This window comes from Umezawaea sp. NPDC059074, assembly GCF_042738955.1.
Classification (GTDB): Bacteria; Actinomycetota; Actinomycetes; order Mycobacteriales; family Pseudonocardiaceae; genus Umezawaea.
Genome location: NZ_JBHYHC010000174.1, coordinates 1 through 16,557, shown reverse-complemented (window position 1 = coordinate 16,557; position 16,557 = coordinate 1). Strand labels below are relative to the sequence as shown.

15 protein-coding genes are annotated in these 16,557 nt (G+C 69.6%); 8 read left to right on the top strand and 7 right to left on the bottom strand.

Annotated features, from left to right (window positions below; translation table 11 throughout):
- Positions 1 to 124: 124 nt before the first annotated feature.
- Genes ACFWW9_RS41910 through ACFWW9_RS41900 form a run of 3 tightly spaced genes read right to left on the bottom strand, consistent with a single transcriptional unit; the run spans position 125 to position 3,221 of the window.
- The gene (locus ACFWW9_RS41910; protein ID WP_390388520.1) at positions 125 to 1,630 is read right to left on the bottom strand and encodes an aldehyde dehydrogenase (NADP(+)); all 1,506 of its coding nucleotides are present in this window, start codon (positions 1,628 to 1,630) and stop codon (positions 125 to 127) included.
- Positions 1,627 to 2,439: an NAD-dependent epimerase/dehydratase family protein gene (locus tag ACFWW9_RS41905; RefSeq protein ID WP_390388518.1), complete on the bottom strand. Its 813-nt coding sequence runs from the start codon at positions 2,437 to 2,439 to the stop codon at positions 1,627 to 1,629. Before ACFWW9_RS41905 ends, ACFWW9_RS41910 begins: the two co-directional genes overlap by 4 nt.
- 35 nt (positions 2,440 to 2,474) lie before the next feature.
- On the bottom strand, positions 2,475 to 3,221 hold the full coding sequence (locus ACFWW9_RS41900) for an IclR family transcriptional regulator (protein ID WP_390388517.1): 747 nt from the start codon (positions 3,219 to 3,221) through the stop codon (positions 2,475 to 2,477).
- 163 nt (positions 3,222 to 3,384) lie between these two features.
- On the opposite strand from ACFWW9_RS41900, the gene ACFWW9_RS41895 reads away from it, so the two are divergent.
- The 8 genes from ACFWW9_RS41895 (at position 3,385) to ACFWW9_RS41860 (ending at position 11,131) form a co-directional block, all read left to right on the top strand.
- Positions 3,385 to 4,728, top strand: a complete 1,344-nt coding sequence (locus ACFWW9_RS41895; protein ID WP_390388516.1) for an ABC transporter substrate-binding protein — start codon at positions 3,385 to 3,387, stop codon at positions 4,726 to 4,728.
- Between the two features lie 146 nt (positions 4,729 to 4,874).
- Complete coding sequence (locus ACFWW9_RS41890) at positions 4,875 to 5,696, top strand: carbohydrate ABC transporter permease (RefSeq protein ID WP_390388514.1); 822 nt, start codon at positions 4,875 to 4,877, stop codon at positions 5,694 to 5,696.
- Positions 5,693 to 6,568 (top strand): carbohydrate ABC transporter permease, encoded by an 876-nt coding sequence (locus ACFWW9_RS41885; protein WP_390388513.1) that lies wholly within the window; start codon positions 5,693 to 5,695, stop codon positions 6,566 to 6,568. Before ACFWW9_RS41890 ends, ACFWW9_RS41885 begins: the two co-directional genes overlap by 4 nt.
- A gap of 7 nt (positions 6,569 to 6,575) precedes the next feature.
- Complete coding sequence (locus ACFWW9_RS41880) at positions 6,576 to 7,478, top strand: 5-dehydro-4-deoxyglucarate dehydratase (RefSeq protein WP_390388511.1); 903 nt, start codon at positions 6,576 to 6,578, stop codon at positions 7,476 to 7,478.
- Positions 7,475 to 8,734 carry a glucarate dehydratase family protein gene (locus ACFWW9_RS41875; protein ID WP_390388510.1) on the top strand — a complete coding sequence of 420 codons (1,260 nt, stop codon included), beginning with the start codon at positions 7,475 to 7,477 and terminating at the stop codon, positions 8,732 to 8,734. Before ACFWW9_RS41880 ends, ACFWW9_RS41875 begins: the two co-directional genes overlap by 4 nt.
- Positions 8,728 to 9,891 (top strand): hypothetical protein, encoded by a 1,164-nt coding sequence (locus tag ACFWW9_RS41870; RefSeq protein WP_390388508.1) that lies wholly within the window; start codon positions 8,728 to 8,730, stop codon positions 9,889 to 9,891. The genes ACFWW9_RS41875 and ACFWW9_RS41870 overlap by 7 nt, the downstream gene beginning before the upstream one ends.
- A gap of 51 nt (positions 9,892 to 9,942) precedes the next feature.
- On the top strand, positions 9,943 to 10,434 hold the full coding sequence (locus ACFWW9_RS41865; protein ID WP_390388507.1) for a hypothetical protein: 492 nt from the start codon (positions 9,943 to 9,945) through the stop codon (positions 10,432 to 10,434).
- A gap of 124 nt (positions 10,435 to 10,558) precedes the next feature.
- Entirely contained in the window at positions 10,559 to 11,131 is a 573-nt protein-coding gene (locus ACFWW9_RS41860) for a hypothetical protein (RefSeq protein ID WP_390388506.1), read from the top strand.
- Positions 11,132 to 11,165: 34 nt separating this feature from the next.
- Here the strand turns inward: ACFWW9_RS41860 and ACFWW9_RS41855 are convergent, their stop codons facing one another.
- The 4 genes from ACFWW9_RS41855 to ACFWW9_RS41840 all read right to left on the bottom strand — a co-directional run bounded on the left by ACFWW9_RS41855 (position 11,166) and on the right by ACFWW9_RS41840 (position 16,373).
- Complete coding sequence (locus ACFWW9_RS41855) at positions 11,166 to 12,824, bottom strand: fumarate hydratase (protein WP_390388504.1); 1,659 nt, start codon at positions 12,822 to 12,824, stop codon at positions 11,166 to 11,168.
- A gap of 423 nt (positions 12,825 to 13,247) precedes the next feature.
- Positions 13,248 to 14,243, bottom strand: a complete 996-nt coding sequence (locus ACFWW9_RS41850; RefSeq protein ID WP_390388503.1) for a sigma-70 family RNA polymerase sigma factor — start codon at positions 14,241 to 14,243, stop codon at positions 13,248 to 13,250.
- A 229-nt stretch (positions 14,244 to 14,472) separates the two neighbouring features.
- Positions 14,473 to 14,898: a D-aminoacyl-tRNA deacylase gene (gene dtd / locus ACFWW9_RS41845; RefSeq protein WP_390388501.1), complete on the bottom strand. Its 426-nt coding sequence runs from the start codon at positions 14,896 to 14,898 to the stop codon at positions 14,473 to 14,475.
- Positions 14,895 to 16,373 carry a methyltransferase gene (locus ACFWW9_RS41840; RefSeq protein WP_390388500.1) on the bottom strand — a complete coding sequence of 493 codons (1,479 nt, stop codon included), beginning with the start codon at positions 16,371 to 16,373 and terminating at the stop codon, positions 14,895 to 14,897. Before ACFWW9_RS41840 ends, dtd begins: the two co-directional genes overlap by 4 nt.
- Positions 16,374 to 16,557 lie beyond the last annotated feature (184 nt).

Here is a 16,557-nt window from a genome sequence, read left to right as displayed (position 1 = left end):
TTCCAGCCTTGACAAGACGAAAGAGGGTGGGATAATTGGCGCAATCGGGGGTTAGCCCCCCAAACACCGGACCACTAAAACACGGCAGGCCTCCGTCTCGGGGGAACAGAGGCCTGCCGGGGTCCTAGTGCGTGCCGAGAACGCCGTCGACCCGCCGAGGAATCCCCAACGGGTTCGCGTCCTTCAACTCGTCCGGCAACAACGCGTCCGGCCAAGACTGGTACGTCACCGGCGCGATCCACCGCCGAATCGACGTAGCCCCCACCGACGTGTGCAACGGGTTCGTCGTGGACGGCCAAGGCCCACCGTGGTGCATGGCCCAAGCCACCGCCACCCCGGTCGGCCACCCGTTGAACACCAACCGCCCGGCCACCCGCCGAAGCACCTCGGCGACCTGCCCGGCCACTTCGTGATCCGAAGGATCCGCGTGCACAGTCCCAGTCAACGTCCCCGGCAACTGAGCCAGCACACCCAACAACTCCGCCGGGTCGTCGTAAGTCACGACCAACCCAGCAGGCCCGAAGTGCTCCTCGGTCAACTTCTCGAGGTTCTCCGCGAACACCGCCAACGACACGGTGAACAACCGAGGCGCGACACTCCACCCCTCAGCGGGCTTGTCGCCAACCGACACCTCGGTCACCAGATCACCCGAAGCCATCGCATCGGTGGACGACTGGTACGCATCGCACATCCGCTCGTTCAGCATCGCGCCGCCATGACTCGCGGCCACCGCCGAACCCAACAACGGCACCAACTCCGCAGGCGCGAACAACAACCCGGGGTTCGTGCAGAACTGACCAACCCCCATCGTCAACGACTGCGCAAACGCCGTCGCCAACTCCGAAGCCCGAGCAGCAGCGGCCCCAGGCAGCACCACCGCCGGGTTCACACTCCCCAGTTCACCGTAGAACGGAATCGGATCCGGCCGCCCCTGAGCGATGTCGAACAACGCCCGCCCACCACCGGTGGACCCCGTGAACCCGACCGCCCGAACAAGCGGGTGCTGGATCAACGCAACCCCGGCGTGCGTCCCGTAAACGATCCCGAACACCCCACCAGGAGCTCCAGCCGCAGCCAGAGCCGCCGTCACGACCCGAGCAGTCTCCCGAGAAGTACCGGGATGCGCCGAGTGCGCCTTCACCACGACCGAACACCCCGACGCCAAAGCCGAAGCCGTATCCCCACCCGCCACCGAGAACGCGAACGGGAAGTTCGACGCCGAGAACACCGCCACCGTCCCCAGTGGACGAAGCACGCGCCGCAGGTTGGGCCGCGGCGGAATGATGTCCGGGTCGGGCGAGTCGATCGTCGCCTCGACATAACTACCCTCCCGCAACACCTCCCCGAACAACCGCAACTGGTTCGTCGTCCGCTTCAACTCCGTCGTCAACCGCGGCACACCAAGCGCCGTCTCACCATCAGCGGTCGCGATCAGCAACTCGGCCTCAGCGTCCAACGCGTCAGCGACCGCTTCCAGCACCACCGCCCGCTCCGCCGCCGGAGTCGCCGACCAGACCTCGAACGCCGCCGCGGCGGCGGACGCGATCCCGTCCACCTCGCTGTCGGTCGTCTTGGCCACGGGCTCGCCGATCGCCTCGCCGGTCCGGGGGTTGTAGCCCTGCACGATCACTGACCTGCCTCCTTCACCGCGGTGTCGAAATCGGGGCCGCACCACACGCCGCCGAGGTACTTCTGCGCCAGGGACGACGGGTCCGGCGCGTCCACTTCGGACGCGTACGCCTCGGCGTCGTCCTTGGACTCGTAGCCCAGCGCGTACGCCTCGTCGAGCGAGAACCAGCGCCGGGTGTTGTCGGAGACGCCCCACACGACCCGGAACCCGGGGTTCGGGGCGGCGATGCACGCCTCGAACAGGCGGGCCGCGTCGTCGGGGGACAGCCAGGTCGCGAGCATCCGCGCGTCGCGCGGCTTCTCGAAGCACGAGCCGATGCGGATCGCGATGACGTCCATGCCGTAGCGGTCGGAGTAGAGGCTGCCGAGCGCTTCCATCGCGACCTTGCTGACGCCGTAGTACGTGTCGGGCTTGGGGAACAGGTAGTCGTCGGCGTTGCCGTCGGCGCGCTCGGTGTAGCCGACGGCGTGGTTGGAGCTGGCCAGCAGCACGCGCTTCACGCCCGCGCGGCGGGCGGCCTCCAGCACGACGTGCGTGCCGTTGATGTTCACGTCCAGGATCTGCGCCCACGGCTGTTCGAGGCTGTGGCCGCCGAGGTGGATCACGGCGTCCACGTCCGCCATCGCCGCTTCCATCGCGGCCATGTCGGTCACCGACCCCTGGACGACCTCGACGTGCTCGCCCTCGCCCGCCGCCGGGATGTCGGCGATGTCCAGCAGGCGCAGGACCCGGTCGCCCTCGGCGAGCCTGGGACGCATGAGCGTGCCGAGCCCACCGGCGGCGCCGGTGATCAGGATTCGTGCGGTCACGGGTCGGACCCCTCCGGGTGTGCTGGGTGGACGGTTCAGCGGCCGAACTGGCGCAGCAGTTCGGTGATGGTGCGGGCGGCGTCGAGCAGGGCGCCGATGACCTGGCGCTCGTGGTCCTCGTCGAGCCTGCCCAGCGGGACCGAGCAGCTCATGGCGTCGAGGACGGGGTTGCGGTAGGGCAGCGCGACGGCGAAGCAGCCGAGGCCGGGGGTGTTCTCCTCGCGCTCGTGGGCGTAGCCCAGCGCGCGGAACCCGGCGAGCTGCGCGTGCAGCGGGCCGCGTTCGACGACGGTGTTCGCCGTCAGCGGCTTGAGCTCGCCAGGCAGCAGCGCGTCGACCTCCTGCGGGGTGCGGGTGGACAGCACCGCCTTGCCCAGCGAGGTGGAGTGCGCGGGCAGCCTGCGGCCGACCCTGGAGACGACCCGGAGGTGGTGCTCCGACTCGCGGCTGGCGAGGTAGACCACGTCGGCGCCGTCGAGGCGCGCGAGGTGGACGGTCTCGTTCACGGTCTGCCGCACCTGCTCCATCACGCGGATCGCGGCGCGCACGACCGGGTCGTGGTCGAGGTACGACGTGCCGACGAGCAGCGCCCGCACCCCGATGCCGTACGTGCCGCGGTCCGGCTCGACCTCGACCCAGCCTCGGTTCACGAGCGTTTGGAGCAACATGTAGAGGCTCGACTTCGGGTAGCTGAGCTCCCGGTGGAGCTCCGTCAGGGTCAGTCTGCGGTCCGACGCCGACAGGACTTCCAGCAGCTCAACGGTGCGGTCGGCGGATTTCACCGCACCAGGGCGAGTGGGCGAAGCGGCCTCGGTCACCAGGTCCTCCAGGGAAACATTCCGGCAACACGCTCTTGACACGTTGCTGTGGCGATTCTTACAGTCCGGCATCAGGTTCACAAGTACGACTCCGTTTCACGGATGTGAACATACCGAGGAGAGTGAAATGCCCCGTTCCCGGTCCGCCACCGCGGCTGTCGCGTTGGCCGCTGTGGGTGCAGTGCTCGCTGGATGTGGCTCGTCGGCGACGCCGTCGAGCAGCGGCAGCGCCCCTGGTGTCGCACAGGACCCGAACGCGCCGTTCGAGGTCTGGACGCGCAGCACGGAGGCGACGGCCAAGGTCTACACGAAGATCTTCGCGGACTTCGAGGCCAAGACGGGCGTGAAGGTCGACTACAAGCCGATCTTCGCGGACTTCGACAAGCAGATCCAGCAGCGCGCGGCGTCGAAGGACCTGCCCGACCTGGTCGTCACGGACACCGGTTCGCTGGGGGTGTTCACCTCGCAGGGCCTCGTCGGCGAGATCGACAAGGGCTCCATCGCGGGCGGCGGCGACGTCGTCGAGCGCGCCTGGAACAACGGCAAGGCCTCCGACGGCAAGTACTACGCGATCCCGTTCTCCACGCAGGCCATGGTCACGCTGATCCGCAAGGACTGGCGCGAGAAGCTCGGCAAGCCCGTCCCGAAGACGTGGGACGACCTGCTCGACCTCGCGACCGCGTTCACCAAGGACGACCCGGACGGCAACGGCCAGGCCGACACCTACGGGATGCTCGTGCCCGGCACCACCGACCGCGGCTACCTCGGCTGGTGGGCCGCGAGCTACATCTGGCAGGGCGGCGGCGACATCCTCAAGCAGGACGGCGACAAGTTCACCGTCGCGGTCGACTCCCCGGAGACCGTGAAGGCCGTCGACTTCCTGAAGAAGTCGTTCTGCGGCGACCCGAAGCTGATCCAGCCCGGCGCGCTGACCACCGGCACGAACGACGCGCACGCGTTCTTCGAGACCGGCAAGACCGGCATCTACGAGACCGGCCCGTACATGTTCGGCCGGTTCGACAAGAACCTCGGCAAGGACAAGTACGAGGTCATCGCGGCCCCCAAGGGCCCGGCGGGCGACACCGTGCTGGGCGAGGGCGAGAACATCTACCTGATGGCGGGCTCGCCGCGGGCGGACGCGCAGAAGAAGCTGGCCGAGTACCTGATCAGCGCCGAGGCGCAGACGGCGGGCATGAAGGGCGACCCCACCCCCGTGGTGCGGCTCCCCGTCAACAGCAAGGTCGACGTCAACGCGGTCTACAACGACCCGCGCTGGGCGACCACCGCGAAGGTGTACTCCGACAGCGCCCGGCCGTTCCCCAGCGTGCCGAACTTCCAGCCGTTCCGGCAGCAGTTCTCCGAGACGCTCAACTCCATCTTCTCCACGTGCGGCCCCGACTCGAAGGGTGACCTCGGCAAGCTGGCCGAGAACCTGAAGAAGGAGCTGCAGACACAGGGAATGGCCAAGTGACGGTTTCGAATCCCGTCCGCGGCACCACAGACGTGGGATCGGCGGCTAGTGGCGGCGGTGCCGCCGGCTCCCACCCCGTGAGGCGGCGCCACCGGCGTCGCCTCACGGGATCCAGCTTCACGCCGTGGCTGTTCCTTGCCCCGGCCGTGCTGATCTTCGTCGTCTTCAAGTACGTGCCGATGGTCGAGGGGATCCGGCTGAGCCTGTACCAGGTTCGGCCGTTCCTCGGCGACCTGTGGGTCGGGCTCGACAACTACGTCCGCATCCTCGGCGACGAGCGGTTCCGCGACGCGATCGGGCACACGCTCGTCCTCGCGTTCGGCCAGACCATCGGCTCCATGGTGATCGGTTTCGCGCTGGCCCTCCTGCTGGAGGGCCACGCGAAGTCCCTGTGGTTCGTCCGGTCCGCGGTCTTCCTGCCCGTGGTCGCCGCGACGGCCGTCATCGGCGAGATCTGGCGGCTGCTGTTCTTCCCGGCCCCCGAGGGCTTCATCAACTCGGTGCTGTCGATCGTGGGCCTCGGCCCGTGGACGTTCCTCGACAGCCCGGACACCTCGCTCGCGTCGGTCATGTTCGTCGGCATCTGGAAGGGCGCCCCGTACGACATGGTGCTGATCCTCGCGGGACTCGCGGGGATCGACCGCCAGCAGTACGAGGCGTCCGCCCTCGACGGCGCGACGACGGTGCAGCGCATCCGGCACGTCACGCTGCCCGCGCTGCGCCCGGTGATCACGATCCTGCTGACCCTGGCGTCCATCCGCGGCCTGCGGGTGTTCACCGAGGTCTACGTCCTCACCGGCGGCGGGCCCGCGGGCTCCACGGACGTGTGGATGACCCGCGTGTTCACCGTCGCCTTCGAGCGCAACGAGATCGGCGTCGCCTCGGCGGGCTCGGTGATGCTCTTCCTGATCACGTTCGCGTTGACGGTCGTGGTCCAGTTGTACCGACGGCGGAGGGAGGCCAAGTGAGTGTGGCGGACCAGTGCGACACCGCGCTCGGGTGGTCGACCGGTCGTTCGGCGTGGCTGAGCAGGTCCATCCGGATCGTGCTCAGCGTCGGGGCGGTCCTGCTCTTCACCGGACCCCTGATCACCGTGTTCTCCGGCGCGTTCGACAACAACCCCGACCCCACCCAGCTGTCCGTGCTGCCCAACAAGCCCTCGATGATCAACTTCGAGGAAGCGGGCGACAAGGGCATCTGGAGCTACCTGGCCAACTCGCTGATCATCGCGGGCGGGGGGCTCCTGCTCCAGCTCTCGGTGAGCGTGTTCGCCGCGTACGCGTTGGCGCGCAAGAAGTTCCGGGGGCAGGCGCTCATGCTGCTCCTGATCCTCACCACGATGATGCTGCCCGAGGAGGTCATCGCCATCCCCCTGTCCCTGGTGATCGGCGACCTCCCGCTGCTGCACGTCAGCCTGAAGGGCACCCTGCTCGGCGTGATCCTGCCGCTGGGGGCCTGGGGGTTCTCCATCTTCGTCATGACGGAGTTCATGAAGGAGATCCCGATGGAGCTCGAGGAAGCCGCGAAGGTCGACGGGGCGGGGGAGTTCCGGATCTTCGCGCAGATCATCCTGCCGCTGGTCAAGCCCGCGCTCGGCGTGGTGGCCGTGTTCGGGTTCAACATGATCTGGGAGCAGTACCTGCTCCCGCTGATCGTTGCCGACGATCCTTCCGACTACACGCTCACCGTGGCCCTGCTGTCGTTGAGATCCGACCAAGAAGTCGGGCCGGGAATCGTTCTGGCCGGAGCATTGCTGGCGCTGGTGCCGAGTTTGGTCGTGTACCTGTCGCTGCAGAAGTCTTTCCTGCGTGGGATCACCACCGGAGCGATCAAGGGATGAAGGTCTGATGCAACTCGATGGGGTGCTGTTCTTTCCGGTCACGCCGTTCGACCCGACAGGGGCGATCGCCGAGGACGTGCTCGCCGAGCACGTCAAGCACGGCGTTTCGGCGGGTCCGGGCGCGGTCTTCGTCGCCTGCGGGACGGGGGAGTTCCACGCGCTCGGCCTCGACGAGTTCGAGCGCGCGGTAGCCGTCGCCGTGGAGGCCACGGCGGGTCGGGTCCCGGTGTTCGCCGGTGCGGGCGGTCCGCTGCCCATCGCCAGGCAGTTCGCCGAGGCGGCCGCGAGGGCGGGAGCCGACGGGCTCCTGCTGCTGCCGCCGTACCTGGTCACCAACCCCGCCAAGGGCCTGGTCCGCTACGTCGCCGACGTCGCGGCCGCGACCGAGTTGCCGGTGATCGTCTACCAGCGCAACAACGCGGTCTTCACGCCGGACACGGCCGTGGAGGTCGCGTCGCTGCCGACCGTCATCGGCTTCAAGGACGGCCTGGGCGACATCGACCAGCTCCAGCGGATCGTGCTCGCCGTGCGGGCGCGCGTGGACAAGCCGTTCCAGTTCTTCAACGGCCTGCCGACCGCCGAGCTGACGGTGCCCGCGTACCGCGGCATCGGCGTGGAGCTGTACTCCTCGGCGGTGTTCGCGTTCGCGCCGGACATCTCGCTCGGCTTCTACCAGGCCGTGCAGGACGACGACACGGAGCTGGTGCGCCGCTACCTCGGCGAGTTCTTCGTGCCGCTGGTCGAGCTGCGCGACCGGGTGCCCGGCTACGCCGTCGCGCTGGTGAAGGCCGCGGTCAAGCTCGGGGGCCTGGACGCCGGTGGCGTGCGGCCGCCGTTGCTCGACCCGACGGACGAGCACGTCGAGGAGCTGGAGCGGATCATCGCGGCCGGGAGGGCGTTGGCGGTATGAGGATCACCGACATCACCATCACCCCCGTCGCCTTCCGCGACCCGCCCCTGCTGAACTCCGCGGGCGTCCACGAGCCGTGGGCGCTGCGGACGATCGTCGAGGTCCACACCGACGAGGGGATCTCCGGGCTCGGCGAGAGCTACGGCGACCTCGGCCACCTGACCAAGCTCACCCGGGTCGCGCCCGCCCTGATCGGGCTGGACGTGCACCAGCTCAACGTGATGCACGCGAAGGTCGCGCAGGTGCTGGGCGGGGAGTCGGGCGACGACCGGCACGGTCTCACCGGCACGCTCACCGCCGAGGGCACCGTGGACCGGGTGTACTCGCCGTTCGAGGTGGCGACCTGGGACATCCGCGGCAAGGCCCTCGGCCGCCCGGTGTCGGACCTGCTCGGCGGGGCCGTCCGCGACTCCGTGCCGTACAGCGCCTACCTCTTCTACAAGTGGGCGGGGCACCCCGGCGCGGAGCCCGACCAGTGGGGCGAGGCCCTCGACCCCGCGGGTGTCGTGGCGCAGGCCCGCAAGCTGATCGACGAGTACGGGTTCGGCTCGATCAAGCTCAAGGGCGGCGTGTTCCCGCCCGACGAGGAGATCGCGGCGATCCTGGCGCTGCGCGAGGCCTTCCCGGACCTCCCGCTGCGGCTCGACCCGAACGCCGCCTGGTCGGTGGAGACGTCGATCCGCGTCGCCGAGGCCCTCGACGGCGTCGTCGAGTACCTGGAGGACCCGACGCCGGGCCTCGAAGGCCTGTCGGAGGTGGCCGCCAAGGCGTCGATGCCGTTGGCCACCAACATGTACGTCGTCGCGTTCGAGCACATCGCCCCCTCGGTGAAGATCGACGCGTTGCAGGTCGTCCTGTCCGACCACCACTACTGGGGCGGGCTCAGCCGGTCGCGGAACCTGGCGGCGATCTGCGAGACGTTCGGCATCGGCCTGTCGATGCACTCCAACTCGCACCTCGGGATCAGCCTCGCCGCGATGACCCACCTCGCCGCCGCGACGCCGAACCTGAAGTACGCGTGCGACACGCACTACCCGTGGAACAAGGACGACGACGTCGTCGTGCCGGGCGTGCTGACCTTCGTGGACGGTGCCGTGCCGGTGCCGACCACCCCCGGTCTGGGCGTGGAGCTGGACCGCGACGCGCTGGCCCGGCTGGCGGAGAACTACCGCACGTGCGGGATCGTCCAGCGCGACGACACCGGCTACATGCAGAAGTTCGAGCCCACGTACGAGAAGAGGCGACCGCGGTGGTGACCTCGATCGCGCACGTGTACCCGTGGGACGTCATAGGCGATCCCCTTGCGGCACAACGGTACGCGGACCTCGGCGTGGACGCGGTGGCGTTGGCCGCCTCGTACCACACGGTGCGCGCCGCGACCCCGTTGCACCCGGAGCACCGGATGGTCGACGCGCGGCACGCGGCGTTCTACCTCCCGGTCCGCGACGAGGCCTGGGACGGCAGGCGGCTCGTGCCCGCCGAACCGGCCTGGGTGGACGGGGACAACTCCTTCGGGGCGGCGGCGGACGCGTTGCGGGCCGTGGGACTGCCGGTCTACGCGTGGACCGTGTTGACGCACAGCAGTCGGCTGGGGGACCTCCACCCGGATGTCAACGTTGTCAACGCGTTCGGGGACCGCTACCCGTACGCGCTGTGCACGGCGAACCTCGACGTGGTCGAGTACGCGACCACCCTGGTGACCGAGGTCCTCGACCTCGGCCGCCCGGACGGGATCGTCCTGGAGGCGTGCGGGCCGCTCGGCTTCTTCCACGGCGGCCACCACGAGAAGACCGACGGCGCGGACTGGAACCCGGTCCAGCAGAAGCTGCTGTCGCTGTGCTTCTGCGTCGTGTGCGCCGTGCGCTACCAGGACGCGGGCCTCGACGTCGACGACCTCCGCGCCACCGTGCGCGCGGCCGTGGACGCCGGCGTGCCGAGCGTCGAGGAGGCGCTGGGAGACCTGGCGAAGCCGGTGTCCGCGGTCCGCACGGGCATCGTCCGCGACCTGCGCCGAGCGCTGGTCGCGCTGGTGCGGGAGCGGGCTCCGCGTATCCGGATCGCCCTGCACGCCACGGGCGACGAGTGGGCCACCGGCCCGTTCGCCACCGTCGCGCCCGCCGTGGACGCGGACGTCGACGTGCTCACGGTGTTCTGCTGGGCCGGTGTCGACGCGGCCACCCCCGGCATCCGCGCGCTGCGCGAGGTCGCCGGACCCGACGCGCGTCTCGCGAGCTACGTGCTCGCGCTGCCGCCGAAGGCCGTCGACGGCGAGGCGCTGCTGGAGGAGTGGAAGCGGTACGCCGCCGAAGGCGTGGAGGAGTTCCACCTCTACCACGCCGGACTGGCGTCCCAGCCGCGCCTGGACGCGCTCCGCCACGCGGTCGCCGGGATCAAGGACCACCTGAAGAGGTAACTGTGAACAGGACGGAGCAACCCGACGGCCGGGCTGCTCCGTCCTTGTCACATGAGAAGCCTAGGAACCGCGGTAGGCGCAGGCGTCCTGATGCTGCTGGTCGCAGGCTGCGCGAACACCCAGTCCCAGGTCGGCGCCGGTTCCGGAGGCACCGACCCCCAGCTCAGCGTGTCCGCCCCGCCGTCGTCCACGGCGCCGAGCGCACCGGACATCGCGCCGGGTGAGCCGCCGCCCAACGGCGGCACCCAGGTGCCGTTGACCAAGGTCGACGCGGCGGCGCTGCCCGAGCAGTACCCGGTCTCGGTGTGGACCGAGGGCGACGGCGCGGTCATCGGCGTGATCGGCCAGGAAGGCGGGTGCAGCAAGGTGACCGCGCAGGTCGCCGAGCAGTCCGCCACGTCGGTGCACGTCGAACTGGTCGAGACGCTGCCCGCCGAGCAGCAGATGTGCACCATGGACATCCGGTTCCCGCCGCTGACGGCGAAGCTCGACGCGCCGCTCGGCGAGCGGACCGTCGTGCTGACCGTGCGGCAGACCAAGTAGCGGCAGACCGGGTAAGACCCGACGCCCGGCCGACGTCCCCCCGTCGGCCGGGCGTTTTCCTGTCCTGCTTTGTCAGGATCGGCCCGTCCTGCAACCGGCCGCCCGCCTGTACCGTCCTTGCGATATGAGGAACGCCAAGGTGCTCGTCGCCCTCGCCGTGGGACTCTGCGCGCTGGCGGGGTGCGGCAGCGACACCCAGGTCTTCGGGTCGGCCGGGTCGTCCAGCACAGCTTCGTCCCCGTCGTCGAGCAGGTCGAGTTCGCCGTCGGCCTCCGGCCTCCCGCCGGGGTCGGCCACGCTGCCGTCGTCGAACGTCCGCCCGCCCGGCCAGAGCCAGGTCCCGACCCAGCCGCCGCAGTCGTCCGCGCTCCCGCTGCCCGGCGGCTCGTCCGACGTGCCGCCCGCGCGCGTCGACGGCACGGTGCTGCCGGAGACGTACAAGACGCAGGTGCAGGTCACCTCGGACGGCAAGACGCTGCTGGTGGTCGGCCAGGCGGGCGGCTGCAAGACCGCGAGCGCCGAGGTCACCGCGGAGGCCGCGGACCAGATCTCGATCACCCTGGTCACCACGTACTACGCGCCCAGCGGCGGCACCGTGTGCACCCAGGAGATCCGCGACGTCCCGCTCACCGTGACCCTGAAGGCCCCGCTGGCCGACCGTCGAATCGTGCTGGAAGCCAGGCAGGACGCGGCGTAGGAGTGAGGAGGGGCTTTCGCGAGCCCCTCCTTCCCTACCTCCGGAACGACACCTGCAACAGCGGGGCGGACGTCTCCGAGAAGAAGTCGTTGCCCTTGTCGTCGACCACGACGAACGCGGGGAAGTCCTCGACCTCGATCTTCCACACGGCTTCCATGCCCAGCTCGGCGTACTCCAGCACGTCGACCTTGCGGATGCAGTCCTGCGCCAGCCGCGCGGCCGGGCCGCCGATGGAGCCGAGGTAGAACCCGCCGTGCGCCTCGCAGGCGTTGGTGACCTGCTTGGAGCGGTTGCCCTTGGCCAGCATGACCAGCGACCCGCCCGCGGCCTGGAACTCCTCGACGTAGGAGTCCATCCGGCCCGCGGTCGTCGGGCCGAACGAGCCGGAGGCGTAGCCCTCGGGCGTCTTGGCCGGACCGGCGTAGTAGACCGGGTGGTCCTTCAAGTACTGGGGCATGCCCTCGCCCGCGTCGAGCCGTTCCTTGATCTTGGCGTGCGCGATGTCCCGCGCCACGACCAGCGGACCGGTCAGCGACACCCGCGTCTTCACCGGCAGCGCGGACAGCGCGGCGCGGATCTCCGTCATCGGCAGGGTCAGGTCGATCTTCACGACCTCGTCGGACAGGTGCTCGTCCTCGACGTCGGGCAGGAAGTGCGCCGGGTCGCGTTCGAGCTGCTCGAGGAACACGCCTTCGGCGGTGATCTTCGCCTTGACCTGGCGGTCCGCCGAGCACGACACGGCGATGCCGACCGGGCAGGACGCGCCGTGCCGGGGCAGGCGGATCACGCGGACGTCGTGGCAGAAGTACTTGCCGCCGAACTGCGCGCCGATGCCGAAGTTGCGGGTCAGCTCCAAGACCTGCTGCTCGAGGTCCGTGTCGCGGAACGCGTGGCCCAGCGGCGAGCCCTCGGTCGGCAGGTCGTCCAGGTAGCGGGCGGACGCGAGCTTCGCGACCTTGAGGTTCTGCTCGGCCGACAGGCCGCCCACGACCACGGCGAGGTGGTACGGCGGGCACGCTGCGGTGCCGAGCGAGCGCAGCTTCTCGTCCAGGAACGTGGCCAGCCGCTTCGGGTTCAGCAGCGCCTTCGTCTCCTGGTAGAGGAACGTCTTGTTCGCGCTGCCGCCGCCCTTGGCCATGAACAGGAACTCGTACTTCGGCTCCGTGCCGGGCGCGGTGAACAGGTCGATCTGCGCGGGCAGGTTGGTGCCGGTGTTCTTCTCGTCCCAGAACGACGTCGGCGCCATCTGCGAGTACCGCAGGTTCAGCTCCTGGTAGGCGTCGAAGATGCCGCGCGACAGCGCTTCCTCGTCCGTCCCGCCGGTCAGCACGCCCTCGGTGCGCTTGCCCATGATGATCGCCGTGCCGGTGTCCTGGCACATGGGCAGCACGCCGCCCGCGGCGATGTTCGCGTTGCGCAGCAGGTCCATCGCGACGAAGCGGTCGTTGCCGCTCGCCTCGGGGTCGTCCACGATCGCGCGCAGCTGGGCGAGGTGCGACGGGCGCAGCAGGTGCTGGATGTCCCGGATCGCTTCCTTCGCCAGCAGCGTCAGCGTCTCCGGGGCGATCTCCAGGAACGTCCGGCCCGCGGCCTCGACGACCTTCACGCCGTCGGCGGTCAGCAGGCGGTACTCGGTGGTGGTGTCCTTCGCCAAGGGGAGGACGTCGGTGTACTGGAACGTGGTGGTGGGCACGTCGGCGGGCTCCCTTGCGCGCTTCGGAATCCGACGACCGTATCCGATCGTCCGGCCGTGGCAGCGCCATCGGGATGTGATTCGCGTCTTGCTCCGCGCGGCCGGGGGTGACTACGCGCCGACATCGGGGGGTGACGCGTGGTGTGGGGCGTCCGTGGCCGTGAAGGGGGCTGTGGACGTTTGGCGGGGCCGAGTGGAGTCCCGGCCGCCGGTGAGAGCCGGGAACGGTTCCAGGGGCGCTCAGCGGCGGACTTCAAGGCCGGCGTTCGGAAAAGCGGAAGGCCGGGCCGGCCCCCGACCGCCCCGACCTTCCTTGGCATGCGGCTCGCCCCCACGAGATGAGGTGGGGGTAACCGCAGGGTCTGTGTAGAGCAAGACCGTGCCGTGACTCGGATCACAAGTCAACGCGGCCAATCGGGTGAGTCAGCTCGCGTAGGCGCGGAGCTTCTCCGCCCGCTCGCCCTGGCGGAGCTTCGACATGACCTCGCGCTCGATCTGGCGCACCCGCTCGCGGGAGAGCCCGAAGCGCTTGCCGATCTGGTCGAGCGTCCGCGGCTGGCCGTCCTCCAGGCCGTACCGCAGCCGGATGACCGCCTGCTCGCGGGCGTCCAGCGTCGAGAGCACCCGGCGCAGGTCGTCCTGGAGCAGACCGGAGATGACGGCGCTCTCGGCGTCCGTGGCGTCGGAGTCCTCGATGAAGTCGCCCAGGGGGGCGTCCTCCTCGGCACCGACCGGCATGTCGAGGCTTACCGGGTCGCGGGCGTGGTCGAGCAGGTCGGAGACCTTCTCGGCGCTGATGCCCGATTCCTTCGCCAACTCCTCCGTCGTGGCTTCCCGACCGAGCTGCTGGTGCAGATCGCGCTTGATCCGCGCCAACTTGTTCACCTGTTCCACCAGGTGGACGGGAAGGCGGATGGTGCGTCCTTGATCCGCCATTCCGCGGGTGATCGCTTGGCGGATCCACCACGTCGCGTAGGTCGAAAACTTGAAGCCCTTGGTGTAGTCGAACTTCTCCACCGCGCGGATCAAGCCCAGGTTGCCTTCCTGGATCAAGTCGAGGAGAGGCATTCCGCGACCCGTGTATCGCTTGGCCAGCGAAACGACGAGACGGAGATTCGCTTCGAGCAGGTGGTTCTTTGCCACGTGGCCGTCCCGCACCAGCGCGCGCAGTTCTTCGCGACGCGTGGGGGACAGGCGCTTGGCGGTCTCGGCCATGTGCTGGGCGAAGACACCGGCTTCGATGCGCTTCGCGAGCTCGACCTCTTCCGCCGCTGTGAGCAGGGCGGTCTTGCCGATTCCGTTCAGGTAGACTCGAACGAGATCGGCTGCCGGACCCTGAGCGTCCAGGTCGAGTTCGGCGGGGCTGATGTGGCTGATGGTGGTGTCGACCTCGCGGTCGAAGACCCTCGGGACGGTCATGGAACTCCCTCCCCCTTTGTCGCGGGCTGGCGTGCGGTTGCGTCACACACCTGCGCTGCACTGCGCAGTGAGCCTTTCGGCGTCGGGGCCCGCTGGGTACCCATCGCTTGCCGGCTGGACACTTGGGAAACGCGTCGGAATGCGATTTCGTTCCCGACTCCCTGACAGGAAGACGTCTCCGCCGTCACACCCGTTGCGCGCGCAATGCTGAGGATTTCCTGAGAGCGTCCTAGAGTTCGACCAATACGGTGAACGGTCCGTCGTTCACGCTCCGTACCGACATCATCGCGCCGAACCGTCCTGTTTCGACTCGAGCACCCTTTTGCCGCAGTTCCCGCACCACTCCCTCGATCAAGGGCTCGGCGTGCTCGGGCCGGGCGGCCGCCGTCCACGAAGGACGGCGACCCTTCCGCGTCTCGCCGTAGAGCGTGAACTGGCTCACAACCAACAGCGGCGCACCCGTCGTCGCGCACGATTCCTCGCCGGTGAGGATCCTCAGCTCGTGCAGCTTCCGCGCCATGACCGGAACCATCGCCGCGTCGTCGTCGACACGCACCCCGAGCAGCACCAACAGGCCCGGCTCGGTGATCTCGCCGACGACCAGATCGTCCACGGTCACGCTCGCCTGTGTGACTCGCGCCACAACTGCTCTCACACGGGCCTCAACATGCCGTGCCGGACCAGGTCGCGGACCACGGGCAGGGCGTTGGCGATCAGACCCTCGACCGGCTCGTCGTGGGCGAACGCCAGCAGCGTCACCAGGTCCTCCAGCGGCAGGGCGCCCCGGCAGCCCGCCAGCAGGGCCGCGGCGACCTCGTCCAGCTCGTGCTGCCAGCCGGGGCCGTCCTGGCGGTGCAGGCGGCGCACGAGGGCCGTCCAGCCCTCCTCCGCCGGGGAGGACACCTCTTCGAGGAGCACGGACTCGGGGACCTCGAAGCGGGTGGCGAGCAGCGACTCGGCCGACCCGTTCGCCCGCAGCCAGTCGACCCGGTCCAGCCACAGCGACGTCTCGGGGCCCAGCGGGTCCACGTAGGCGTGCCGCAGGTCCTCGCAGACGACCTCGGCGTGCGCCCCGTCGGTGCGGCGCAGCGTCACGAAGCCGAAACCGATGCCCTCGACGTCGTTCTTCGCGAACCAGTCGAGCCACACGGCGGCCTTCTCGCGGCCCTCCGGGGAGCGCGGGTCCACGCCCGCGTCGCGGAGCCAGGTGCCGACGTACAGGGCCGGGTCGGCGATGTCGCGCTGCACGAACCAGGCGTCGACGCCGCCGCGGGGCAGCCACGAGGACACGCGGTCGGCCCAGTCCTCGCCCTTGCGGTGCAGCCAGGAGGCGAGGAGCTGGCCGACGCCGCCCTCGTTCAGGAACGACGGCATCTGGCGGACGACCAGGGCGCTGGCGTCGTCGCCGCCGAGACCGGAGTCGCGGTAGGTGTAGTCGACGCGGGGCGGGCCGACCACGAACGGCGGGTTGCAGACGACCTGGTCGAAGCGGCGGTTGGCCACGGGGCCGAACCACTCGCCCTGGCCGAGTTCCACGTCGAGGCCGTTGAGCAGGAACGTGCCCTTCGCCAGGGCGAGGGCGCGGGTGGAGAGGTCGGTGGCGGTGATCTTCCGCGCGTGGCGGGAGGCGTGGAGGGCCTGGACGCCGCAGCCGGTGCCGAGGTCCAGGAGCGTGTCCACGGGACGGCGGGCGGTGGCTCGGGCGAGGCTGATCGAGGCCTGGCCGATGCCGAGGACGTGGTCGCTCGGGACCGGGCCGCCGCGCTGGTCGGCGTCGAGGTCGGCGATGACCCACCAGTCGTCGTGGGGGCGGATGTCCAGGCCGGCTCGGAGGCCGTCCTCGGTCGGGCGGAGGACTTCGGCGGTGATCAGGGTGTCGAGGTCGATGGACTTGAACGCTGCCTCCGCTTCCGGCTTCGGGAGCGCGTCGCCTAGGAGGAAGAGGCGGATCAGGGTGCCGAGAGGGCCGGAGTCCTGGGCGGCTCGGCGGGCGGGTTCCGGTTCGCCTCGGGTCATGGCGGCGTGGGCTTGGCCGCCCAGGGCGGTGAGGACGCCGTCGGTGGTGTAGCCGGCGGAGTGGAAGGCGTCGCGTAGGCCGGAGGTGAGGGTGGCGTTCAGGTCGGGGAGCACTGGGACATGGTTTCATCCCCTCTGGCCGCCGGTGCCGTTGTGGTCGCCGGGCGGCTGGTGGTTCCAGCGTGGTCACCGGGCGATTTGCGTCGTGGTGTGGCCGATTTGACTTGGGGACCCCTTATTTCGGCCTTGATCGGGCCAAAAGGCAGTGCCCCAAAGCCCTGCCCGATCTCCAATTTTA

Bases quoted from the DNA above. Each gene is read 5' to 3' on its own strand.
- ACFWW9_RS41850 (WP_390388503.1), bottom strand. From the start codon at position 14,243: ATGACCGTCCCGAGGGTCTTCGACCGCGAGGTCGACACCACCATCAGC.
- ACFWW9_RS41880 (WP_390388511.1), top strand. From the start codon at position 6,576: ATGCAACTCGATGGGGTGCTGTTCTTTCCGGTCACGCCGTTCGACCCG.
- ACFWW9_RS41875 (WP_390388510.1), top strand. From the start codon at position 7,475: ATGAGGATCACCGACATCACCATCACCCCCGTCGCCTTCCGCGACCCG.
- ACFWW9_RS41865 (WP_390388507.1), top strand. From the start codon at position 9,943: ATGAGAAGCCTAGGAACCGCGGTAGGCGCAGGCGTCCTGATGCTGCTG.
- ACFWW9_RS41860 (WP_390388506.1), top strand. From the start codon at position 10,559: ATGAGGAACGCCAAGGTGCTCGTCGCCCTCGCCGTGGGACTCTGCGCG.
- ACFWW9_RS41895 (WP_390388516.1), top strand. From the start codon at position 3,385: ATGCCCCGTTCCCGGTCCGCCACCGCGGCTGTCGCGTTGGCCGCTGTG.